This is a genomic window from Microvirga splendida (assembly GCF_016427565.1).
Lineage (GTDB): Bacteria > Pseudomonadota > Alphaproteobacteria > Rhizobiales > Beijerinckiaceae > Microvirga > Microvirga splendida.
On the sequence record NZ_JAELXT010000031.1, the window covers coordinates 1 to 19,645 of the forward strand.

The following is a 19,645-nucleotide window of genomic DNA, read 5'->3' on the forward strand; positions in this document are numbered from 1 at the left end:
CAGACGGTTACGGGAATTTTCGGGATCAGACATCCATACGCTGAGGATGCAAATCCCTTGTCACCATGACAGTCATCAAATAGCCATCACACGAAAGGCATCCACATCGTTATCTGGACGTTCCGGCCCAACCGTTGAATGCGGTCAAACCCAACGTTTCCAAGGATTTCGGTGAACGTCGCGTCCCGCATTAAGGAGAAGTCTAGTGGTCCCTCGTTACAGCCGTCCCGAGATGGTGGCCATCTGGTCGCCGGAAACCAAGTTCCGCATCTGGTTCGAGATCGAGGCCCACGCCACGACGGCGCTCGCCAATCTCGGCGTCGTGCCCAAGGAAGCGGCGGAAAAGGTCTGGGAGAAGGGCTCCAAGGCCACCTTCGACGTGGAGCGGATCGACGCCATCGAGCGCGAGGTCAAGCACGACGTCATCGCGTTCCTGACGCATCTCTCCGAGATCGTCGGCCCCGAGGCCCGGTTCGTCCACCAGGGCATGACCTCCTCGGACGTGCTCGACACCACGTTCAACGTGCAGCTTGCCCGCGCCACCGACATCCTGCTGCGCGACATGGACGAGCTCCTCGCTGCCATCAAGCGCCGGGCCCTCGAGCACAAGATGACGCCGACCATCGGCCGCTCGCACGGCATCCACGCGGAGCCCACCACGTTCGGCCTCAAGCTCGCCCAGGCCTATGCCGAGTTCGAGCGCTGCAAGCTTCGGCTCATCGAGGCGCAGCGGGAGATCTCCACCTGCGCCATTTCCGGCGCGGTCGGCACCTTCGCCAACATCGACCCCTCCGTCGAGGAATACGTGGCCGAGCAGATGGGCCTGTCAGTCGAGCCGGTCTCGACCCAGGTGATCCCCCGCGACCGGCACGCGATGTATTTCGCGACGCTCGGCGTCATCGCCTCCTCCATCGAGCGGCTGGCCACGGAAGTGCGCCACCTGCAGAGGAGCGAGGTTCTGGAGGCCGAGGAGTTCTTCTCGGCCGGCCAGAAGGGCTCGTCCGCCATGCCGCACAAGCGCAACCCGGTGCTCACCGAGAACCTGACGGGCCTCGCCCGCATGGTGCGCGCCTATGCGATGCCGGCCATGGAGAACGTGGCGCTGTGGCACGAGCGGGACATATCCCACTCCTCTGTGGAGCGCATGATCGGCCCCGACGCCACCGTGACCCTGGACTTCGCTCTGGCCCGTCTGACCAACGTAATCGACAAGCTCGTGGTCTATCCTGAGAACATGCAGAAGAATCTGGACCGCCTCGGCGGCCTCGTTCACTCGCAGCGGGTTCTTCTGGCGCTCACCCAGAAGGGCGCCTCCCGCGAGGACGCCTACCGGCTGGTCCAGCGCAACGCCATGCCGGTCTGGCGCGGCGAAGGCGACTTCCTGACCCTGCTCAAGAACGATGCCGACGTGACGAAGTACCTGTCGGCGGACGAGATCGAGACCTGTTTCGACCTCGGCTACCACTTCAAGCATGTGGATACGATCTTCACGCGGGTCTTCGGCGCCGGCAAAGCCTAGCGCATCGTTCGGCGCGGCCCGCTGGATCCGCGCCGAACGATGCGCCGCTTAAGAGATTGAGCATCGGACCCAAAAGTGGAATTCACTTTTGGGTCCGATGCTATAGCTCCCGGCTGGACATTTTTCCCTAGTAAGAGACAATCCCCGTGCAGGAGATCAACGGCACGGGGATTGCAACCATGCTGTCAGAGAAGATCCTTGCCGCCGCCTTCACGCGCGCCGTGAAGCGGGGCACCCTGAAGATGATCACCGCTGAAGGCAGAGAATTCACCTTCGGCGATGGCGGCAGCCCGGCGGTCTCAATCCGCTTCACGGATCCGGCGGCCCAGATGGCCCTGTGCCTCCATCCGGAACTGAAGCTCGGCGAATTGTTCGTCGATGAGCGCCTCGTGATCGAGCAGGGCACGATCCTCGGCCTGTTCCAGCTCCTCCTCCAAGACATCCACGGGCAACTAGACGAGCTGCCCTTAAAGCGCCTGCGCAGGATCCGGCACTGGATGATGCGCCGGGCCGAGAACGATGTGGCGAGGGCAAAGCGCAACGTCGCCCATCATTACGATCTCGACGGCAGGCTCTACGCCCTCTTCCTCGACAGTGACCGTCAGTATTCCTGCGCCTATTTCGATCGTCCGGACGCGGGTCTCGAGGAGGCGCAGCTCGCCAAGAAACGGCACATCGCGGCCAAGCTGATGGTGGACCGGGGGCATAGCGTGCTCGATATCGGCTCGGGATGGGGCGGGATGGGGCTCTATCTGGCGCAGGTGGCCGGGGCAGGCTCGGTCAGGGGCGTCACGCTCTCGGAGGAGCAGCTGAGGGCCTCGCGCCAGCGGGCCGCGGGAGCGGGCCTGCTCGACCGGGTCCGTTTCGAGCTCGAGGATTACCGCTCCACCTCCGGCCGCTTCGACCGCATCGTCTCGGTGGGCATGTTCGAGCATGTGGGCCCACCCTCCTACGACGAGTATTTCCGGACCTGCCGCAACCTCCTGAAGGAGGACGGGGTGATGCTCCTGCACACCATCGGTCGCTCCGGCACGCCTTATCCGACCAATCCGTGGATCACCAAGTACATCTTCCCGGGCGGCCATCTGCCCGTGCTGTCGGAGATGATGCCCGCCATCGAGCGCGCCGGGCTGATCGTGACCGACATCGAGATCCTGCGCCTGCACTACGCGTATACCCTGCAGGCTTGGCGCGAGCGCTTCCTGGCGCACCGGGAGGAGGTTCTGCGGCTCTATGACGAACGCTTCTGCCGGATGTGGGAATGCTATCTCGCCATGTCGGAATCGGCTTTCCGCTGGCAGGATGCGGTGGTGTTCCAGATCCAGCTCGCCCGGCGCAACGACGTGGTGCCCCTGACCCGCGACTACATCGCGGAGCGCGAAGCAGTCCTGAAGGCTGCGGAGACCATGGAGTTGAAGAGGAGCGCTTGAACGAGGCTCGAGCGCCCTTTATCTCCGGGTCATGAAAACCTCCGATTGCGACATCCTCATCGTTCCAGGCTACACGAATTCCGGTGCGGACCATTGGCAGAGCCGATGGGAGCGCCAGCTCTCGACCGCGTGGCGGGTCGAGCAGGAGAACTGGGACGCGCCCGATAAGGACGCTTGGGTCGAGCGCATCGCCCGGGACGTGAAGCGGGCCGAAAAGCCCGTCGTGCTGGTCGGCCACAGCCTCGGCGTGCTGGCCATCGCGCATGCGGCCCCGGTCTTGGCAAGGGGCAAGGTCCAGGGCGCCTTCCTGGTCAGCCTGCCCGACGTGGAACGGCCTGACTTCATCCCGGCCATCGACCGCGCCTTCGCGCCGATCCCGCGCGATCCCTTCCCGTTTCCCTCGGTCCTCGTCGCGAGCCGCACCGACCCGCATTGCGACTACGCCAAGGCGGAGGACATTGCCTATGCCTGGGGCGCGGCCATCGTGGACGCGGGGGATGCTGGCCACCTCAACACGGAGAGCGGCCACGGCCCCTGGCCCGAGGGGCTCATGCGGTTTGCGGGATTCCTGAAGCAGCTTTGAGGCCTGCAGGGACCCTCTCCCGCGGTGGAAGGTTACCTCTTCAACATGACGAAAAGTTCACCTCCGGGTCACCTCGGGGTGAACAGGGCGGGAGCAATCTTGTCCTTATCGTCACCACGGAGGATTTCCGCATGAAGACAGTCGCCACCCTCGCTCTTGCAGCCCTGCTGACCGGCTCCGGCACCTACGCGATGGCCCAGCAGACGCCCGCCCCGGCGGCGCCGGCCGCTCCGCAGGCGCAAGACCAGGATCAGGACCAGGACCGGCAGGATCGCCGCCCCCGGCTGAGCCAGGACGATTTCAACCGCCTCGTGGATGCCCGCATCGCCTCGATCAAGGCCGGACTGAAGCTCACCGCCGATCAGGAGCGCCTCTGGGCGCCGGTGGAGAGCGCCATCCGCACGGCTGCCACCGAGCGCTTCACCAACATGCAGGAGCGCCCCGACCGCGACGAGCGCCGGTCCATGGACTTCATGCAGCGCCTCGAGCGGCGCAGCGGCATGATGACGGAACGGGCCCAGCGCTCGGCTACCGTCGCGACGGCTCTCCGCCCTCTCTGGGATACGCTCACCGAGGACCAGAAGCGGATCGCCCCCCGCCTCATGCGCGAAGCCGTCAATGAGGACAGCCCGCGCTGGCATCACCGCGGCGGCCGTCGGGGCCATCATGGCGGATACCACCGCATGGGCATGATGGAGCATGGTCGCATGGGAATGATGGATCATGGTCGCGGCGGGATGGACCATGGCCGCATGGGCGGACGCGGCAACATGGGCCACGGCGGCCCAGGCTCCCCGGCTCAGCCGCAGTAATCTCAAAAGCAAAAAGGCCGCCCGATGGGCGGCCTTTTCGTTTGTGAGTGAGCTTTCGCAGCGATTAGCGCGAATAGAACTCGATCACGAGGTTCGGTTCCATCTGGACCGGGTACGGCACTTCCGACAGGGTCGGGATGCGCGTCACGCGGGCCGTCATCTTGGAGTGATCGACCTCGATGTAGTCCGGAACGTCGCGCTCGGCGAGCTGGCTTGCCACCACGACGACTTCGAGCTGCTTCGACTTGTCCTTCACCTCGATCACGTCACCCGGCTTCACGAGATAGCTCGGGATGTTCACGCGGCGGCCGTTGACCTTCACGTGACCATGGTTGACGAACTGACGGGCGGCGAAGGGGGTCGCGACGAACTTCGCGCGGTACACGACCGCGTCGAGACGGCGCTCGAGCAGGCCGACCAGGTTCTCACCGGAGTCGCCCTTCTGGCGGATCGCCTCCGCGTAGTAGCGGCGGAACTGCTTCTCGGTGATGTTGGCGTAGTAGCCCTTGAGCTTCTGCTTGGCGCGCAGCTGCGTGCCGAAGTCGGACATCTTGCCCTTGCGGCGCTGGCCGTGCTGGCCGGGGCCGTATTCGCGGCGGTTCACAGGGCTCTTCGGGCGGCCCCAGATATTCTGACCCATACGACGGTCAAGCTTATGCTTGGCCTGAATGCGCTTCGACATCGCTGTTCCTCTTTGTTGTCGAATTTGCGAGGAACGCGCCCTCCTCTTCCCGTCATTCCCGAGGAGGCCCAAAGGGCCGTCTCGAGGGACAGGACGACAGGCCGACCGAAGCCGGGCCACGGGAGCGTAAAAAGTTACGCGGCCCCGTTAAGGACCGCGCGAACGGGTGGGGTTTAGGCGGAAAGCGAAGGAAAGTCAATCGGCATCTGGTCATCCCGGGGCTGCGCAGCATAACCCGAGATCGCGCGACGAGAGTGGCGTCACAACCTCATTGATGGGGCGAATCCAGTTCAACCCCAGGCGCCATTCCTTGGTACCCCTCCGCAAGTCGGCTACGAGCCTGCTTCAAGATCTCCTCATAGTTCGACCGAAAAGGCTCAACCAAAGACTTGTCTAGCTGCGCGCTAAGTCGCGAAAACGCTATATACTCAGCGATATTCCGCAACCGAAAAACGCCTTCGTCCTCAAACCGCGCAAAAACTCAAACAGGACAAGGGCTTCATCGGCGGATAAGTCGATCCTGACAGTTTTCGTCATCTTGCCCTTTATCCATACACCAGCGGCATGTCCTCGACGGCCACGACCGGCAGGCCCTTGTCCTGCAAGGCACCCCGCAGGGCGGGGCTGATCCCGGCGCCGCTGGTGAACACGGCGACGGTTTCGTTCTCGTCCGCCTCATGGCCGGGCACCGGCTGACCGATCAGCTGGGTCACGCGGCGGGCGATGGCAGGCGCCGGGTCGATCCAGGTGACGGGCCAGGGCGCCAGGGCCTGAAAGCGCGGCAGCAACAGCGGGTAATGGGTACAGGCCAGGGCCACCACGTCGGTGCGCCCACCCTCGTCCTCGATGAAGCAGGGCTGCAGCTCGGCGAGGACTTCGGCATCGGGAACGGGCTCGCCGGCCATCTCGGCCTCGGCGATGCCCGCGAGACGGCGGGAGCCCACGAGGTTGACCTTGCAGCCGGCCGCGTAGGTCTCGATGAGGTCGCGGGTATAGTCCCGCGCCACCGTGCCGGGGGTCGCCAGCACCGTGACGTAGCCTGTCCGGGTCATCTGAGCGGCAGGCTTGATGGCCGGAACGGTGCCGACGAAGGGGATGGAGAAGCGCTCGCGCAGATGCGGCAGCACGATTGTGGACGCCGTGTTGCAGGCCACCACCACGAGGTCGGGATCATGGAGCTCGACCAGTCGCTCCATGACGGCCACGACCCGCTCGGCCAGCACCACCTCGCTCAGGCGTCCATAGGGAAAACCCGCATCGTCCGCCGCATAAACGTAGCGGGCATCGGGACGGACCTTCAAAACCTCCGAGAAGACCGTGAGGCCGCCGAGGCCGGAATCGAACACGAGAATGGTGGGGACAGGAGACGGCATGACGGCAGGATTATAGGTCGCCCCTGCCAGAAGATCGACGCGCATGACACACCCTTACGAACGCAACTTGCCGATAAAGTCCGACAGCCCCTGCTTGGTTTCGGGAGGCGCCATGTTGAGCTTGCGGCGCGGCCCCGGCTCTTCCTTCTTCTCCTGCCCCTCCGCTTTGGGCATCTGCGCCGAGAGGCGCCGCACGGGCCAGCCGTCGCTCCAGGTGCCCATGTCGACAAATTTCGGATCGCGCGTGAGAGCGGCGGCGTCCTTGCCGGAAAACGCCGCATCGGCGGCGAGATCGAAGGTCTTCCAGTAAGCGAGATAATCGAGGGTGTCGGTGACGTTGTTGCCGAGCTGCTGGGTCAGGATGGTCTGCGGTCCCGAGAGCGCCATGTCGGCGCTCCAGCGCCAGGTGTTCTTCTGCTTCGGGTCGCGCGGAGGATCGGGCGGCAGCTTGATGGCGGCGGCATCGTAATCGGCCTTCGGCGAGCCAGGCGAGGCGAGCGTTGCGGTGATCGCCGGGAAGCCGTGATCGTCGGAGGCCGCGCGCATGAAGAGCTTGCGGTTGGCCGGCACGGCGCTCGCCTGCTGCAGGATCAGCCGCGAGGCGCGGTCGGCAGGCAGGTAATCCCGGTCGCCGCTCATGGTGACGATCAGGGTCTGCGGGTCGATGGCCGAGAGGTCCCGTAGCATGATGCCGCGTTCCTTCTCGGTGGAGGCGATCCCGCCCGGCATCAGGCCGAAGATCAGCTTCGGGGTCGGCACCTTGCCCGAACCGGCCCCGGCCGCGAGGTTGAGCGCGAGCGGCACGCCCGCCGAATGGCCGATGAGGGCGACGCGCTCCCTGTCCGGCCTGGCGTTCGGATCATTGGACAATTCCGCCAGGGCGTTCTCGATGAGGGTCTCGGCCAGGTTGGTGGCGTCCGCCGGCCGCGAGCGGTTCACATCCTGGAAGCGGGGGAAGAGGACGAGGTAGCCTTTGCGCGCAAGATGCTCGATCCAGCCGCCATAGAGCGCCGGGTTCACCGCGCCCCAGGAGTGGAGAAAGATCACGATCGGGCGGGGCTTGGCGGGCGTATCGCTGCCGTGGAACACGAAGGTTCCGGCGCTTGCGGTGCCGACCGCGCGCTTGACGACTTCGGCGACCTTGTAGTCGCGCCCGCCCGGCCCCTGCTCGGGCTGCTGCGGCGGGGTCGCGGCATGGGCCCAGGGGGCTGCCAGGGAGACGCCAAGGACCAGAACAGGCAGCAGGAAGCGGCGCATCGTCGTCTCGAACTCTTGTACAATCGGGCAGATAGAGCCCGACCGTTATAAAGCCACGATTTGCTTAAGGTTTTCTCAACCTGCGTCCTTCCGCAAGGGCACGAATCGCCCCACGCAGGGTGCGCACCTCCTGCTCGGTCATCTCCAGGCGGTGGAAGATGTCCCGCATGTTGCGCGCCATGATCGGCTTCTTATCCTCGGGATAGAAGTTCACCGCATCGAGCTCGGCCTCGATGTAGTCGAAGAACGACAGCACCGACTCCCGCGTCGCCGGGGGAGAAATCCTGCCGCCCTCGAAAGGCAGCGCGCCGCCGGTGGCGAGCTTGTACCACTCGTAGGAGACGAGAAGGACCGCCTGCGCCAGGTTGAGCGAGGAGAATCTCGGATCGACCGGAAAGGTGATGATGGCATCGGCCAGCGAGACCTCGTCGTTCTCGAGGCCCGTGCGCTCCCGCCCGAACAGGATGCCGATGCCCTGCCCCGCCCCGAGCCGCCCCTGCGCTTCCTTCATGGCGGCGTCCGGCGCGAAGACCCGCTTCATCTGCCCCCGCTCGCGGGCCGTGGTGGCGAAGACGAAGTTCAGGTCGGCAATGGCCTCGCCGACCGTGTCGTAGAGCGTGGCTCCTTCCAGCACATGGGTCGCCCCGGATGCCGCCGAATGCGCGCCCTTCTTGGGCCAGCCGTTGCGCGGCGACACGAGGCGCAGCTCCGAGAGCCCGAAATTGGCCATGGCCCGGGCCACCATGCCGATGTTTTCGGCCAGCTGCGGTTCCACGAGGATGATGATCGGTCGGGTCATGGGATGTTCGGGAGAAGCCAATCGGGATCAGTTGCCCTCCCATACAGCGAAAGGCACTTCCGCGCCTAGGCGTGCCGATGCAGTGACCTCATACAAGGCAAAAAGCCTCCCCGACATCGTCGAGGAGGCCCGTGCAATTCTGGAAAGGTCTTCCGGCAAGGCGCCTACCAGCAACCCCAGCCGCAGTAGTAATGCGGACGGGCCGCTGCGGCGCCGAGGACGGCACCGCCGACCACGCCGACCGCGGCACCGGCCGCAGCCTGATTGGCGGCGGCGTTCGACTGGGCCACGTTGTTCCGGTAGCCCGCGTTCACGCAGCGGGTGTAGGTGGCGGTGCCGGGCTTCAGCCCGGTTTCCCGGCAGACGGATTCGGCGTTGCTCATGGATTGTTCGGCCGTCTGGCAGCCGGCCAGAACCAAGGCCGTCGCTCCGAGAATAAATGCAAGACGCATGTCAGCTCCCTTCATGTTGAACCATGTTTCCGGCAGCCTCTCGGCTTCGGCCTGCGCTTCATGCCCTTGAGGAAGCCGCCGGAACGGGATGATCTGAACTACGGTTAAGCTTGGCTTTCCGTGCGGCAGCACACGCGATGTGGCTAATATTCTTCATCCGGGAACTTGAACCCACAGATGTCTCTTATTTCCTCCATGTATGACGTTAGTGCATCACAATTCCGGGTCGGATCGTGGGGGCAAAGGCTCCTGGGCCTGGGCTCAGCGGCAGGAGCCGTGGTGGCCCTGATCCTCTGGTCGGCAGGCCCGGCCATGGCGGCGCCCGTGGCGGCCGGAGCGTCGGGAGCCCCCTCCTCCCTGTTCCATGGCAACTGGTGCGGCGCAGGCGACCTGAACCGGGCCGCTCCGGTCGATGCCCTCGACTCCGCCTGCCGGGCCCATGACCTCTGCTACGAGCGGGCGGGACGCGGCGCCTGCGAATGCGACAGAGCCCTTCTCAAGGCCACCGCCGCCCTCGTCAAAAGCCGCAGGATCCCGGAGACGGTGCGCGGCAAGGCCGCCACCGTGAACTCGCTCTTCAGCGCGACGCTCTGCACCGAGACCCCAAAAATGCCACGCCGGGCGGGACAGCGCTGAATTCCCCTGCCCGCCCCACCTTCCCCGCCGGCCTTAACCGCGCTATAGCCGCCGCAACACCTGCCCGACGGCAGGGCCGTTCCAGCTAATCAAGCGCAAGGTGAGATCATGGCGAAGATCAAGGTTGCCAATCCGGTCGTCGAACTCGACGGCGACGAGATGACCCGCATCATTTGGCAGTTCATCAAGGACAAGCTGATCCACCCCTACCTCGACATCGACCTGAAGTACTACGACCTGGGCGTCGAGCACCGCGACGCCACCAACGACAAGGTCACGGTCGAGGCCGCCGAGGCCATCAAGAAGTACGGCGTCGGCGTGAAGTGCGCGACCATCACGCCGGACGAGGCCCGCGTGAAGGAGTTCAACCTGAAGGAAATGTGGAAGTCGCCCAACGGCACGATCCGCAACATCCTCGGCGGCGTGATCTTCCGCGAGCCCATCATCTGCAAGAACGTTCCGCGCCTCGTGCCCGGCTGGACCCAGCCGATCATCGTCGGCCGCCACGCCTTCGGCGACCAGTACAAGGCCACCGACTTCAAGGTGCCCGGCAAGGGCCGCCTGACCATCAAGTTCGAGGGCGAGGACGGCACGGTCATCGAGAAGGAGATCTTCAAGTTCCCGGATGCCGGCGTCGCCATGGGCATGTACAACCTGGACGAGTCGATCCGCGACTTCGCCCGCGCCTCGCTGAACTACGGCCTGAACCGCAAGTATCCGGTCTATCTCTCCACGAAGAACACGATCCTCAAGGCCTATGACGGCCGCTTCAAGGACATCTTCGAGGAGATCTACCAGAACGAGTTCAAGGCGAAGTTCGACGCCGCCGGCATCCACTACGAGCACCGCCTCATCGACGACATGGTGGCCTCGGCCCTCAAGTGGTCGGGCGGCTATGTGTGGGCGTGCAAGAACTACGACGGCGACGTGCAGTCCGACACGGTGGCCCAGGGCTTCGGCTCGCTCGGCCTCATGACCTCCGTGCTGATGACGCCGGACGGCCAGACCGTCGAGGCGGAAGCCGCCCACGGCACCGTGACCCGCCACTACCGCGAGCACCAGAAGGGCAAGGAGACCTCGACGAACTCCATCGCGTCGATCTTCGCCTGGACCCGCGGCCTCGCGCACCGCGCCAAGCTCGACAACAACGAGGAACTGGCCCGCTTCGCCCAGACCCTCGAGAAGGTCTGCATCGACACGGTCGAGTCCGGCTACATGACCAAGGACCTCGCGCTGCTCGTCGGCGCCGAGCAGAAGTGGCTCTCCACCACCGGCTTCCTCGACAAGATCGACGAGAACCTCAAGAAGGCGATGGCGGCTTAAGCGAAGCCTTCCACGCTCTGGAAAGACGGAAAGCCCGGCCATGTGCCGGGCTTTTTTGTTGCCTGCATCCATCAACGCGAAGCTTGGCAATGTCCATGTTTCATTCTAACAATGCGGCATGTTTTGCTGAGGTTGTTTCTGGATGTTTCGATCCGCCGACTCAAAGAGTGTTTTGTTGAAGGCTCGCTATGCATTCGCTGTCGCCCAGTTGGAGCTGCGACAGCTGCTCATCTTAAGAGCTCGCAAGCAGTACAATCCGAACCAGCCGCGTGTTCCTGCTGGCAATGCCGATGGCGGGCAATGGACTGATGGAGGTGGTGGAGGCGGTCCTCGCTCGGAATATGCTCAGCTCAAACCACGCCGTCTCCCGACCGGAAACAGGATCATCGGCGGTCGAGCGTATCCCGTCACACCAGCGCAAGAAGCACGCTTGGACGTGACCGCTGCTCAGGCCCGTGCACTGGTTCGAGAGGTTCAGAGACGCGATCCGTCTTGGAAACCTAAACCCAGCATCTATGAAGGCGTCGAAGGACGCATTCTAGCGAACCAGTCGGAAGCTCAACAAGCGGCTGCGCGTTTGAGGGAGCTGAATGCAAGGGAACCTGCAACAAAGCCGTTGCATGATATCTTACGGCCAGCAGGAAAGCTCCTAGGCTCTCGGCATGGGCGAGCTTCAGAAGGAACACGTACAGTTACACGACCGGAGTTCAGTGAACTGCTTGAAGCTCTAAGTCCAAATGCACAGCCAGTGCCATCGCCCCGATCTTATGAGGGATTCTGGTATCAGCGGCCGGATGGTTCCGTTTTCGGCATCAGGCGAAGCAGGAATAGCGGCATCACGATTGATGTCATTCGCAGCAATCACCCATCCATTCGCGATGGAGAGAAGTTACATAAGAAATGAGTGAGGAACCCAGACACAAACGCTTCGGCGATACGATGAGCGACTACATCGTGCAGGTCGCCAATGAACTGCCCCTCGATGCTGTGGGGATGTGGCAGATTGTGCCGGCAGGGCGTCTTGACTTCGATCTCGAAGGCGACGCCTTGACCGATTATGTCCGCCGCTGCATTGCCGAACTCCTGTCCCGCGGCGCGGTGCCCGTCATCGGCGGCGGGCCTGACGGACCACACCTTTGGATCTTGCAGCGCCAGTACGGCTCGCGACCAGAGGAGATCATCGAGAACGTCATCCGTGAATGGCTGGCCAATGGCGCGCAGAACGAGGATCCGGGCGGGCTGTGGTTTTCCCTGCCAGAGGATGCTTGGTCACCCCCAGCTTGAGCTTCATCACACCAGCTCTCACAAATTCGCCCTGCCCCGGTATGCCTGGGCGCCGCCATCGTAGGATCAAGGAGGACGAGGACCATGCCGGAGCCTAAACCAGTGATGACCGGCGGCTGCCAGTGCGGCGCGGTGCGCTATGCGCTCATGTCCGAGCCGACCCATGCCAGCATCTGCCATTGCCGCATGTGCCAGAAGGCGTTCGGCAGCTACTTTGCGCCACTCACAGGGGTGCCGCGCGCCGATCTGGTCTGGACCAGGGGCGAGCCCGGCATCTTCAAGAGCTCGGAGGCCGTGGAGCGCGGCTTCTGCCGGGATTGCGGCACGCCGCTGACCTTCTCTTACGTGGAGCGGGACCGCATCACCGTCTCGATCGGCAGCCTCGATGAGCCGGGCCGGATCATGCCGGAGATCCAGTACGGCATCGAGAGCAGGCTGCCCGCCTTCGAGAGGCTGCACACCCTCCCCGGCCAGCGGACGGAGGATGACGCCTCACCGGAGGAGCTGCGCAAGATGGCCTCGCGGCAGCATCCGGATCACGATTGAGGGAATGCCGGGCCTCTCTGCTGCCCTGGAGCCAAGCAGCGGCACCAGGATCCATCACCTGCGGAGCTGTGGAGATCCGACGGAGGCGGTGAGGTTCAGGACTGTTTTCGCAACCTAGTGCCCGTTCGTGCATTGATCCATCGAACCTTTGCAGGACGCGTGTCGCGCGGCCGGTTTCATGCACGGGAGGAGACGCTGTGGTTGCCCTGTCCCGCCCAGATTATCTGAGGCATCTCCACCCCCTTCACGCCATCCTTCTCGCCTTCCCGCTCCCCCTGTTCGCGGGCGCGCTGGCGAGCGACTTCGCCTATTGGTCGACCTTCCAGATCCAGTGGGCCAACTTCTCGTCCTGGCTCATCGCCGGCGGGCTGCTCGTCGGCGGCTTCGCCCTGCTCTGGGCGCTGATCAACCTGTTTCGCAGGGGCCCGGCCCGCAAGGGGCGGCTGGTCGTCTATTTCGTGGTGCTGCTCGCCATGTGGGGGCTCGGGCTCATCAACGCCCTCGTCCACGCCAAGGACGCCTGGGCGACCATGCCGGAAGGCCTCTACCTTTCGGCCATCACGACGCTCCTGGCCCTCGTCGCCGCCTGGATCGGTTATTCCGGGTTCCACACCCGAGAGTTTCGTACCGGAGAGGTGAGATGATCCGCTCGTCCGTCCTGATCGGCGCCCTTGCCGTCACGCTCGCCGCCTGCAACGGCGAAGCCGATATTCCGCAGACGGGCCCCAACCCGAACCTGCCCGAACCGCAGCGCGGCCTGCTGCCCTCCATGACGATCCCGAGGCCGGCCAACTGGGGCAACGAGCTCCCCAAGGTGCCGGAGGGATACAAGATTCAGGCCATCGCCACGGATCTCAGGATCCCGCGCCAGACCCTGGTCCTTCCCAACGGCGACATCCTGGTGGCCGAGGGATCCGGCGGCTATGCGCCGACGCTGCGCCCGAAGGATTTCATCGCGGGCTTCATCAAGAGCCTCGGCAAGAGTTCCGTGAAGGGTGGCGACCGGCTGACGCTGCTGCGCGACGCCGACGGCGACGGCACCTACGAGATGCAGGGCGTCTTCGCCGACAACCTCAACGCGCCCTACGGGCTCGCGCTCGCCAACGGGTTCATCTACGTCGCCAACCAGGATGCGCTGGTGCGCTTCGCCTATCAGGACGGGCAGGCCCAGGCGAGCGGCCCGCCGGAGAAGCTGACCGACCTCCCGGCCGTGATCAACCACCACTGGACGAAGGCGATGACCGCCAGCGAGGACGGGCGCTTCCTCTATGTGGGCATCGGCTCCAACAGCAACATCGCCGAGCGCGGCATGGAGGTCGAGGAAGACCGGGCGATGATCTGGCAGATCGATGCGCAGACCGGTGCGCACAAGCCTTACGCGGCCGGCCTGCGCAACCCCACGGCCCTCGACGTGCAGCCGGGAACGGGCCAGCTCTGGGCGGTGGTGAACGAGCGGGACGAGATCGGCCCCAACCTCGTTCCGGACTACTTGACCTCCGTGCAGGAGGGCGGCTTCTACGGGTGGCCCTACAGCTATTGGGGCCAGAACGTCGACCCGCGCGCCCAGCCGCAGGACCTGGAGAAGGTCGCCTCGGCGATCCGCCCTGATTACGCCCTGGGATCCCACGTGGCCGCGCTCGGCCTCGACTTCTCGACCCCGGCCATGGGCGAGAATTTCGCCGAGGGAGTGTTCATCGGCGAGCATGGCAGCTGGAACCGCAGCAACCCGGTCGGCTACAAGGTGATCTTCGTGCCGTTCCGCGACGGGAAGCCCGCCGGCGAGCCGATCGACTTCGTCACCGGCTTCCTGGTCGACAAGGAGAACACACGGGGCCGCCCGGTCGGCGTGACGGTGGACCCGCGCGGCGCCCTGATCGTCGCCGACGACCTGTCGAACACGATCTGGCGCGTGACGAGAACGAACCCCTGACAGGCTCTTCATCAGGCGATCCCGGATCGGCTTGCGCCGTCCGGGATGCGCTTGTTCTTAAGCAGCCGCCAGGGCCGCCTCGATGGCCGCGAGCGCCGCTTCGGCCTGGGCGCCGTCGGGGCCCCCGGCCTGGGCCATGTCGCGGCGTCCGCCGCCGCCCTTGCCGCCGAGCTTCTCCGAGCCGACCCGCACCAGCGCGACCGCATCGATCTTGGCGGTGAGGTCCTCGGTGACGCCGACCACGATGCCGGCCTTGCCGTCATCGCCGACGCCCACGATGGCCACGACACCGGAGCCGAGGCGCTTCTTGCCCTCGTCGGCGAGGCTCTTGAGATCCTTCATCTCGACACCGCTCACCGCACGGGCCATGAGCTTGATGCCGGCCACGTCCTTGACCGGGTCGCCGCCATCGGAGCTGCCTCCGCCCATGGCGAGCTTGCGCCGGGCCTCGGCCAGTTCCCGCTCCAGCTTGCGGCGCTCCTCGAGAAGCGCCGACAGGCGGGAAGAGACCTCGTCCACCGGAGTCTTCAAGAGGCTGGCGACCTCGCGCAGCTTGCGGCTTTCCTCCGCGAGGTAGCGCCGCGCCGCATCGCCCGTCATGGCCTCAAGGCGGCGGACGCCGGCCGCGACCGCGCTCTCGCCCACGATGGTGACCACGCCGATGTCGCCGGTGCGGTTCACATGCGTGCCGCCGCAGAGTTCGATGGAGAAGGTCCTGTTGTCGTCGGCCTTGCCCATGGAGACCACGCGGACCTCGTCGCCGTACTTCTCGCCGAAGAGCGCGCGGGCGCCGGACTCGATGGCCTCGTCCACGGCCATGAGCTTGGTGACCACCGGCTCGTTCTGGAGCAGAACCCGGTTAGCGATCTCCTCGACCTTGGCGAGTTCCGCATCCTCGATGGGCTTGGGGTGGCTGAAGTCGAAGCGCAGGCGGTCGGGCGCCACGAGCGAGCCCTTCTGGGCCACGTGATCGCCGAGCACCTGGCGCAGGGCCTCGTGCAGGAGATGAGTGGCCGAGTGGTTCGACCGCACGGCCGAGCGGCGCCCGTGATCGACGTTCAGTTCCAGCGACTGATTGAGCTTCAGCGGGCCGTGCTCCACGGTGACATGGTGCACGAAGAGGTCGCCGAGCTTCTTCTCGGTGCCGGTGACGAACACGCGGGCGCCCTCGCCCTGCATCGTTCCGGTATCGCCGACCTGACCGCCGGACTCGCCATAGAACGGGGTCTGGTTGAGCACCACGAGACCGCTCTCGCCGGCCTTCAGCTCGGAGACCTCCTTACCGTCCTTGAGCAGCGCCAGGACGATGCCCTCGGCGGCCTCGGTGTCGTAGCCCAGGAACTCCGTGGCGCCGGTGCGCTCTTTGACCGAGAACCACACGGTTTCCGTTGCCGCCTCGCCGGAGCCGGACCAGGCCGCGCGGGCCTTCTCGCGCTGGCGCTGCATGGCGGCGTTGAACGCCTCCGTGTCGACGCCGATGCCGCGCGGCTTCAGAGCGTCCTGCGTGAGGTCGAGCGGGAAGCCGTAGGTGTCGTAGAGGGTGAAGGCCGTGTCGCCGGAGAGGCTCTGGCCCTCGCCGAGATTGCGGGTCTCCTCGTCCAGGATGGTGAGGCCGCGCTCCAGGGTCTTGCGGAAGCGGGTCTCCTCGAGCCGCAGGGTCTCGACGATCAGCGCCTCGGCGCGGATCAGCTCAGGGTAAGCCAGCCCCATCTCGCGCACGAGCGCCGGCACGAGGCGGTACATGATCGGGTCGCGCGCGCCGAGCAGCTGCGCATGGCGCATGGCGCGGCGCATGATACGCCGGAGCACGTAGCCGCGGCCCTCGTTCGACGGCAGCACGCCGTCGGCCACGAGGAAGCACGAGGTGCGCAGGTGATCGGCGATCACCCGGTGCGAGACCTTGCGGTCGCCCTCGGGCGCGACGCCGGTGGCATGGGCCACGGCCTCGATGAGGGTGCGGAACAGGTCCGTGTCGTAGTTCGAATGCACGCCCTGCAGGATCGCCGCGACGCGCTCGAGGCCCATGCCGGTGTCGATGGAGGGCTTCGGCAGTGCGATGCGGTTGCCGGGCTCGATCTGCTCGTACTGCATGAACACGAGGTTCCAGAACTCGAGGAACCGGTCGCCGTCCTCCTCGGGGCTGCCGGGAGGGCCGCCCCAGAGCTTGTCGCCCTGGTCGATGAAGATTTCCGAGCACGGGCCGCAGGGGCCGGTATCGCCCATCTGCCAGAAATTGTCAGAGGTCGGGATGCGGATGATCTTGGAATCCGAGAACCCGGCGATCTTCTTCCACAGGTCCGCCGCCTCGTCGTCCGTGTGGTAGACCGTGACGAGGAGCTTGTCCTTCGGGAGGTCGAATTCCTTGGTGATCAGGTTCCAGGCGAGCTCGATGGCCCGTTCCTTGAAGTAGTCGCCGAAGGAGAAGTTGCCGAGCATCTCGAAGAAGGTGTGGTGGCGCGCGGTGTAGCCCACATTGTCGAGATCGTTGTGCTTGCCGCCGGCGCGCACGCATTTCTGCGCGGTCGCGGCCGTGCTGTAGGGGCGCTTCTCGGCTCCCGTGAAGACGTTCTTGAACTGCACCATGCCGGCGTTCGTGAACATCAGGGTCGGGTCGTTGCGCGGCACGAGCGGGCTCGAGGCCACCGCCTCATGGCCATTCTTGGCAAAGTAATCGAGGAAGGTCGACCGGATTGCGTTGATGGACCGAAGTTCGTTGGCGCCGCTCATGGGTTCTCAAGCTCGGGAATGGGGCTTTTCAGGGCCCGAAAAGACGTGATGGTGGCCGGTTTTAGCCGCCTACGCCCGCGCTGTCGAGGCGGCGTTTCGGCAGGGCGGGCGAATAGGTCGTTGAGGGGCACCTGCACTCTGCATCCCCGCCATCATGAAGCCGATCCGCGCCGGAGGCCGGGTTGTGCCGCCCTGCGCGGATCGGCGCAACCGACCTGCGGGTTGAGTCCGGCCCTGTTGATGCTAACCTCGCTTCGGCCGTTGTGGCCTCGGATGTCTCCGGTTCTTTTGATGACGGTATTGCACCTGGCGGCTGTTGCTCAGCCGGAATGGCTCAAGGCCTCCCCTCGACGGGCGCGCGCGATGGCGGCCGCCGCGGTTCTTGGCCTGCTCTCTCTCGGCAATCCTGCCATGGCTCAAGGCAGCGAGCGGGAATGGCATGTGACCGCCTACGGCAGCCGGTGGGTGAATGCCGATCTGCTGGAGATCCCGGAACGGTCCCTGACGGGCCGCCTGAGGTCCGAGGACGCCTATTTCGTCGGCGCCGGCCTGTCGCGGGTCATCGTCCCCTCCTTCTCCATTCCGCTGCTGGGGACCGACTTCGCCTTCCATGGCAACCGGATCGAGCTGGAGGGGCAGGTCCTGCGCCATTTCGGCGAGCAGAGCCACTGGGAGGGCACGATCGCGCTCATGTTCCGCACGGGCCAGATCCCGCTCTTCGGCGGATTGAGCGTCAACCTGGCCTTCGGCGAAGGCCTCTCCTACGCGTCCGAGCGGCCAGCGCTCGAGGGCAGCTTCCGGGTCGAGCCGACCCGCTTCCTCAACTACCTCGCCTTCGAGGCGGAGTTCTCGCACGCATCCCTGCCCGGCGTATACTTCGTCCCACGGGTTCATCACCGCTCCGGGATCTTCGGGTTCATCGCACCGAAGGAATCGGGCTCGAACTTCATCGGTGCCGGGATCCGCGTGGACCTGCGGTAGGGACGGCCCGGCCGAGGACAATCGATCTCACCGACATCCAAATGAAAAGACCGCCGCGATCTCTCGCGACGGCCTCACTTTGCCCTTGAAGGAGAGCAAACCTCTTTGTGCATAGCCTTATCGGATAACCGGACCCCACTTATCCGGGCCATGCATTATTCTGCGGAACCCTCGTCCAGATCGTCGGCGGTCGGGGTCGCCTGGTCCAGGATGCGGTCTGCGAGCAGGCCGGCATTCTGGCGGATGAGACCCTCGATCTTGTCGGCAACCTCCGGGTTGTCGCGCAGGAACTGCTTCGAGTTCTCACGACCCTGGCCAAGGCGCTGGCTGTCATAGGAGAACCAGGCGCCGGACTTCTCGACGATGCCAGCCTTGACGCCAAGATCGATGAGCTCGCCCACCTTGGACACGCCCTCGCCGAACATGATGTCGAACTCGACCTGCTTGAAGGGAGGAGCGACCTTGTTCTTGACGACCTTCACGCGCACCGAGTTTCCGATCGGATCGTCGCGATCCTTCAGGGTCGAGACGCGGCGGATGTCGAGGCGGACCGAGGCGTAGAACTTGAGCGCGTTGCCGCCCGTGGTCGTCTCCGGCGAACCGTACATGACGCCGATCTTCATGCGGATCTGATTGATGAAGATCACCATCGTCTTCGACCGGGAGATCGAACCGGTGAGCTTGCGCAGGGCCTGGCTCATGAGACGGGCCTGGAGGCCCGGCTGAACGTCGCCCATCTCGCCGTCGAGCTCGGCCTTCGGGGTCAGGGCCGCCACCGAGTCGATGACCAGCACGTCGACCGCGCCGGAGCGCACCAGCGTGTCGGAGATCTCGAGAGCCTGCTCGCCCGTGTCGGGCTGGGAGATCAGGAGATCGTCCAGGTTGACGCCGAGCTTGCGGGCATAGACCGGATCGAGCGCGTGCTCCGCGTCCACGAAGGCGCAGACGCCGCCCTTCTTCTGGGCTTCGGCGATGGTGTGCAGCGCCAGCGTGGTCTTACCGGACGATTCGGGCCCGTAGATCTCGATGATGCGCCCGCGGGGCAAGCCGCCCACGCCGAGCGCGATGTCGAGGCCGAGCGAACCCGTCGAGACGGTTTCGATCTCCACCGGCTGCTGGCCCTTGCCGAGCCGCATGATCGAGCCCTTGCCGAAGGACCGCTCAATCTGGGAGAGCGCCGCGTCGAGAGCTTTCGATTTATCTTTATCCATTGATGAGCTTTCCACCAGTCTCAGGGAGGACTGTGACATGACCTAACATCCTTATGGCAGGAGGAAGAGTGAATCTCAACGCGGTGTTGAGAGAATATAT

Annotated in this window: 18 protein-coding genes; 11 read left to right on the forward strand and 7 right to left on the reverse strand. The window is 65.0% G+C overall.

All coding sequences use genetic code 11. The annotated features are described in order from the left end of the window. Nucleotides 1–205 precede the first annotated feature (205 nt). From purB to JAO75_RS20405, 4 genes are all read left to right on the forward strand, one after another. Nucleotides 206–1,519, forward strand: a complete 1,314-nt coding sequence (gene purB / locus JAO75_RS20390; protein ID WP_199050983.1) for an adenylosuccinate lyase — start codon at nt 206–208, stop codon at nt 1,517–1,519. A gap of 179 nt (nt 1,520–1,698) precedes the next feature. Further along, complete coding sequence (locus JAO75_RS20395) at nt 1,699–2,949, forward strand: cyclopropane fatty acid synthase (RefSeq protein WP_199051019.1); 1,251 nt, start codon at nt 1,699–1,701, stop codon at nt 2,947–2,949. A gap of 31 nt (nt 2,950–2,980) precedes the next feature. Continuing rightward, nucleotides 2,981–3,532 carry an RBBP9/YdeN family alpha/beta hydrolase gene (locus tag JAO75_RS20400; RefSeq protein ID WP_199050984.1) on the forward strand — a complete coding sequence of 184 codons (552 nt, stop codon included), beginning with the start codon at nt 2,981–2,983 and terminating at the stop codon, nt 3,530–3,532. A 131-nt stretch (nt 3,533–3,663) separates the two neighbouring features. Then, nucleotides 3,664–4,344, forward strand: coding sequence for a Spy/CpxP family protein refolding chaperone (locus JAO75_RS20405; RefSeq protein WP_199050985.1), 681 nt, complete (start codon nt 3,664–3,666; stop codon nt 4,342–4,344). 64 nt (nt 4,345–4,408) lie between these two features. Here the strand turns inward: JAO75_RS20405 and rpsD are convergent, their stop codons facing one another. From rpsD to JAO75_RS20430, 5 genes are all read right to left on the reverse strand, one after another. Then, nucleotides 4,409–5,026: a 30S ribosomal protein S4 gene (gene rpsD / locus JAO75_RS20410; RefSeq protein WP_199050986.1), complete on the reverse strand. Its 618-nt coding sequence runs from the start codon at nt 5,024–5,026 to the stop codon at nt 4,409–4,411. A 545-nt stretch (nt 5,027–5,571) separates the two neighbouring features. Next, nucleotides 5,572–6,444, reverse strand: coding sequence for a glutamate racemase (gene murI, locus JAO75_RS20415; RefSeq protein ID WP_199050987.1), 873 nt, complete (start codon nt 6,442–6,444; stop codon nt 5,572–5,574). 9 nt (nt 6,445–6,453) lie between these two features. Beyond that, nucleotides 6,454–7,656 (reverse strand): alpha/beta hydrolase family protein, encoded by a 1,203-nt coding sequence (locus JAO75_RS20420; RefSeq protein WP_199050988.1) that lies wholly within the window; start codon nt 7,654–7,656, stop codon nt 6,454–6,456. A 64-nt stretch (nt 7,657–7,720) separates the two neighbouring features. Continuing rightward, complete coding sequence (locus JAO75_RS20425) at nt 7,721–8,455, reverse strand: RNA methyltransferase (RefSeq protein ID WP_199050989.1); 735 nt, start codon at nt 8,453–8,455, stop codon at nt 7,721–7,723. Nucleotides 8,456–8,619: 164 nt separating this feature from the next. Beyond that, entirely contained in the window at nt 8,620–8,907 is a 288-nt protein-coding gene (locus JAO75_RS20430; RefSeq protein WP_199050990.1) for a hypothetical protein, read from the reverse strand. A 279-nt stretch (nt 8,908–9,186) separates the two neighbouring features. On the opposite strand from JAO75_RS20430, the gene JAO75_RS20435 reads away from it, so the two are divergent. The 6 genes from JAO75_RS20435 to JAO75_RS20460 all read left to right on the forward strand — a co-directional run bounded on the left by JAO75_RS20435 (nt 9,187) and on the right by JAO75_RS20460 (nt 14,626). Next, nucleotides 9,187–9,543 (forward strand): phospholipase A2 family protein, encoded by a 357-nt coding sequence (locus JAO75_RS20435; protein ID WP_199050991.1) that lies wholly within the window; start codon nt 9,187–9,189, stop codon nt 9,541–9,543. 108 nt (nt 9,544–9,651) lie between these two features. Further along, entirely contained in the window at nt 9,652–10,866 is a 1,215-nt protein-coding gene (locus tag JAO75_RS20440; RefSeq protein WP_036350640.1) for an NADP-dependent isocitrate dehydrogenase, read from the forward strand. Between the two features lie 939 nt (nt 10,867–11,805). Beyond that, on the forward strand, nt 11,806–12,150 hold the full coding sequence (locus JAO75_RS20445; protein WP_246742631.1) for a hypothetical protein: 345 nt from the start codon (nt 11,806–11,808) through the stop codon (nt 12,148–12,150). Nucleotides 12,151–12,234: 84 nt separating this feature from the next. Further along, nucleotides 12,235–12,696, forward strand: a complete 462-nt coding sequence (locus JAO75_RS20450; RefSeq protein ID WP_199050993.1) for a GFA family protein — start codon at nt 12,235–12,237, stop codon at nt 12,694–12,696. 197 nt (nt 12,697–12,893) lie between these two features. Next, the gene (locus JAO75_RS20455) at nt 12,894–13,340 is read left to right on the forward strand and encodes a DUF2231 domain-containing protein (RefSeq protein WP_199050994.1); all 447 of its coding nucleotides are present in this window, start codon (nt 12,894–12,896) and stop codon (nt 13,338–13,340) included. Beyond that, nucleotides 13,337–14,626, forward strand: a complete 1,290-nt coding sequence (locus tag JAO75_RS20460; RefSeq protein WP_199050995.1) for a PQQ-dependent sugar dehydrogenase — start codon at nt 13,337–13,339, stop codon at nt 14,624–14,626. The genes JAO75_RS20455 and JAO75_RS20460 overlap by 4 nt, the downstream gene beginning before the upstream one ends. Nucleotides 14,627–14,683: 57 nt before the next feature. Here JAO75_RS20460 and alaS read toward each other — a convergent pair whose 3' ends face one another. Continuing rightward, a complete protein-coding gene (gene alaS / locus JAO75_RS20465) occupies nt 14,684–17,353 on the reverse strand; it encodes an alanine--tRNA ligase (protein WP_199050996.1) in 2,670 nt (889 codons plus the stop codon). Between the two features lie 291 nt (nt 17,354–17,644). Between alaS and JAO75_RS20470 the strand changes: the two genes are divergently transcribed. Continuing rightward, the gene (locus JAO75_RS20470) at nt 17,645–18,334 is read left to right on the forward strand and encodes a hypothetical protein (protein WP_199050997.1); all 690 of its coding nucleotides are present in this window, start codon (nt 17,645–17,647) and stop codon (nt 18,332–18,334) included. A gap of 155 nt (nt 18,335–18,489) precedes the next feature. Here the strand turns inward: JAO75_RS20470 and recA are convergent, their stop codons facing one another. Continuing rightward, nucleotides 18,490–19,584, reverse strand: coding sequence for a recombinase RecA (gene recA, locus JAO75_RS20475; protein ID WP_199050998.1), 1,095 nt, complete (start codon nt 19,582–19,584; stop codon nt 18,490–18,492). Between the last annotated feature and the right edge of the window lie 61 nt (nt 19,585–19,645).

What these genes read in the sequence shown, in the direction of transcription:
- JAO75_RS20395 (WP_199051019.1), top strand. Translation starts at nt 1,699, where the DNA reads ATGCTGTCAGAGAAGATCCTTGCCGCCGCCTTCACGCGCGCCGTGAAG.
- JAO75_RS20400 (WP_199050984.1), top strand. Translation starts at nt 2,981, where the DNA reads ATGAAAACCTCCGATTGCGACATCCTCATCGTTCCAGGCTACACGAAT.
- JAO75_RS20405 (WP_199050985.1), top strand. Translation starts at nt 3,664, where the DNA reads ATGAAGACAGTCGCCACCCTCGCTCTTGCAGCCCTGCTGACCGGCTCC.
- rpsD (WP_199050986.1), bottom strand. Translation starts at nt 5,026, where the DNA reads ATGTCGAAGCGCATTCAGGCCAAGCATAAGCTTGACCGTCGTATGGGT.
- murI (WP_199050987.1), bottom strand. Translation starts at nt 6,444, where the DNA reads ATGCGCGTCGATCTTCTGGCAGGGGCGACCTATAATCCTGCCGTCATG.
- JAO75_RS20420 (WP_199050988.1), bottom strand. Translation starts at nt 7,656, where the DNA reads ATGCGCCGCTTCCTGCTGCCTGTTCTGGTCCTTGGCGTCTCCCTGGCA.
- JAO75_RS20425 (WP_199050989.1), bottom strand. Translation starts at nt 8,455, where the DNA reads ATGACCCGACCGATCATCATCCTCGTGGAACCGCAGCTGGCCGAAAAC.
- JAO75_RS20430 (WP_199050990.1), bottom strand. Translation starts at nt 8,907, where the DNA reads ATGCGTCTTGCATTTATTCTCGGAGCGACGGCCTTGGTTCTGGCCGGC.
- JAO75_RS20440 (WP_036350640.1), top strand. Translation starts at nt 9,652, where the DNA reads ATGGCGAAGATCAAGGTTGCCAATCCGGTCGTCGAACTCGACGGCGAC.
- JAO75_RS20445 (WP_246742631.1), top strand. Translation starts at nt 11,806, where the DNA reads ATGAGCGACTACATCGTGCAGGTCGCCAATGAACTGCCCCTCGATGCT.
- JAO75_RS20450 (WP_199050993.1), top strand. Translation starts at nt 12,235, where the DNA reads ATGCCGGAGCCTAAACCAGTGATGACCGGCGGCTGCCAGTGCGGCGCG.
- JAO75_RS20460 (WP_199050995.1), top strand. Translation starts at nt 13,337, where the DNA reads ATGATCCGCTCGTCCGTCCTGATCGGCGCCCTTGCCGTCACGCTCGCC.
- alaS (WP_199050996.1), bottom strand. Translation starts at nt 17,353, where the DNA reads ATGAGCGGCGCCAACGAACTTCGGTCCATCAACGCAATCCGGTCGACC.
- JAO75_RS20470 (WP_199050997.1), top strand. Translation starts at nt 17,645, where the DNA reads ATGACGGTATTGCACCTGGCGGCTGTTGCTCAGCCGGAATGGCTCAAG.
- recA (WP_199050998.1), bottom strand. Translation starts at nt 19,584, where the DNA reads ATGTCACAGTCCTCCCTGAGACTGGTGGAAAGCTCATCAATGGATAAA.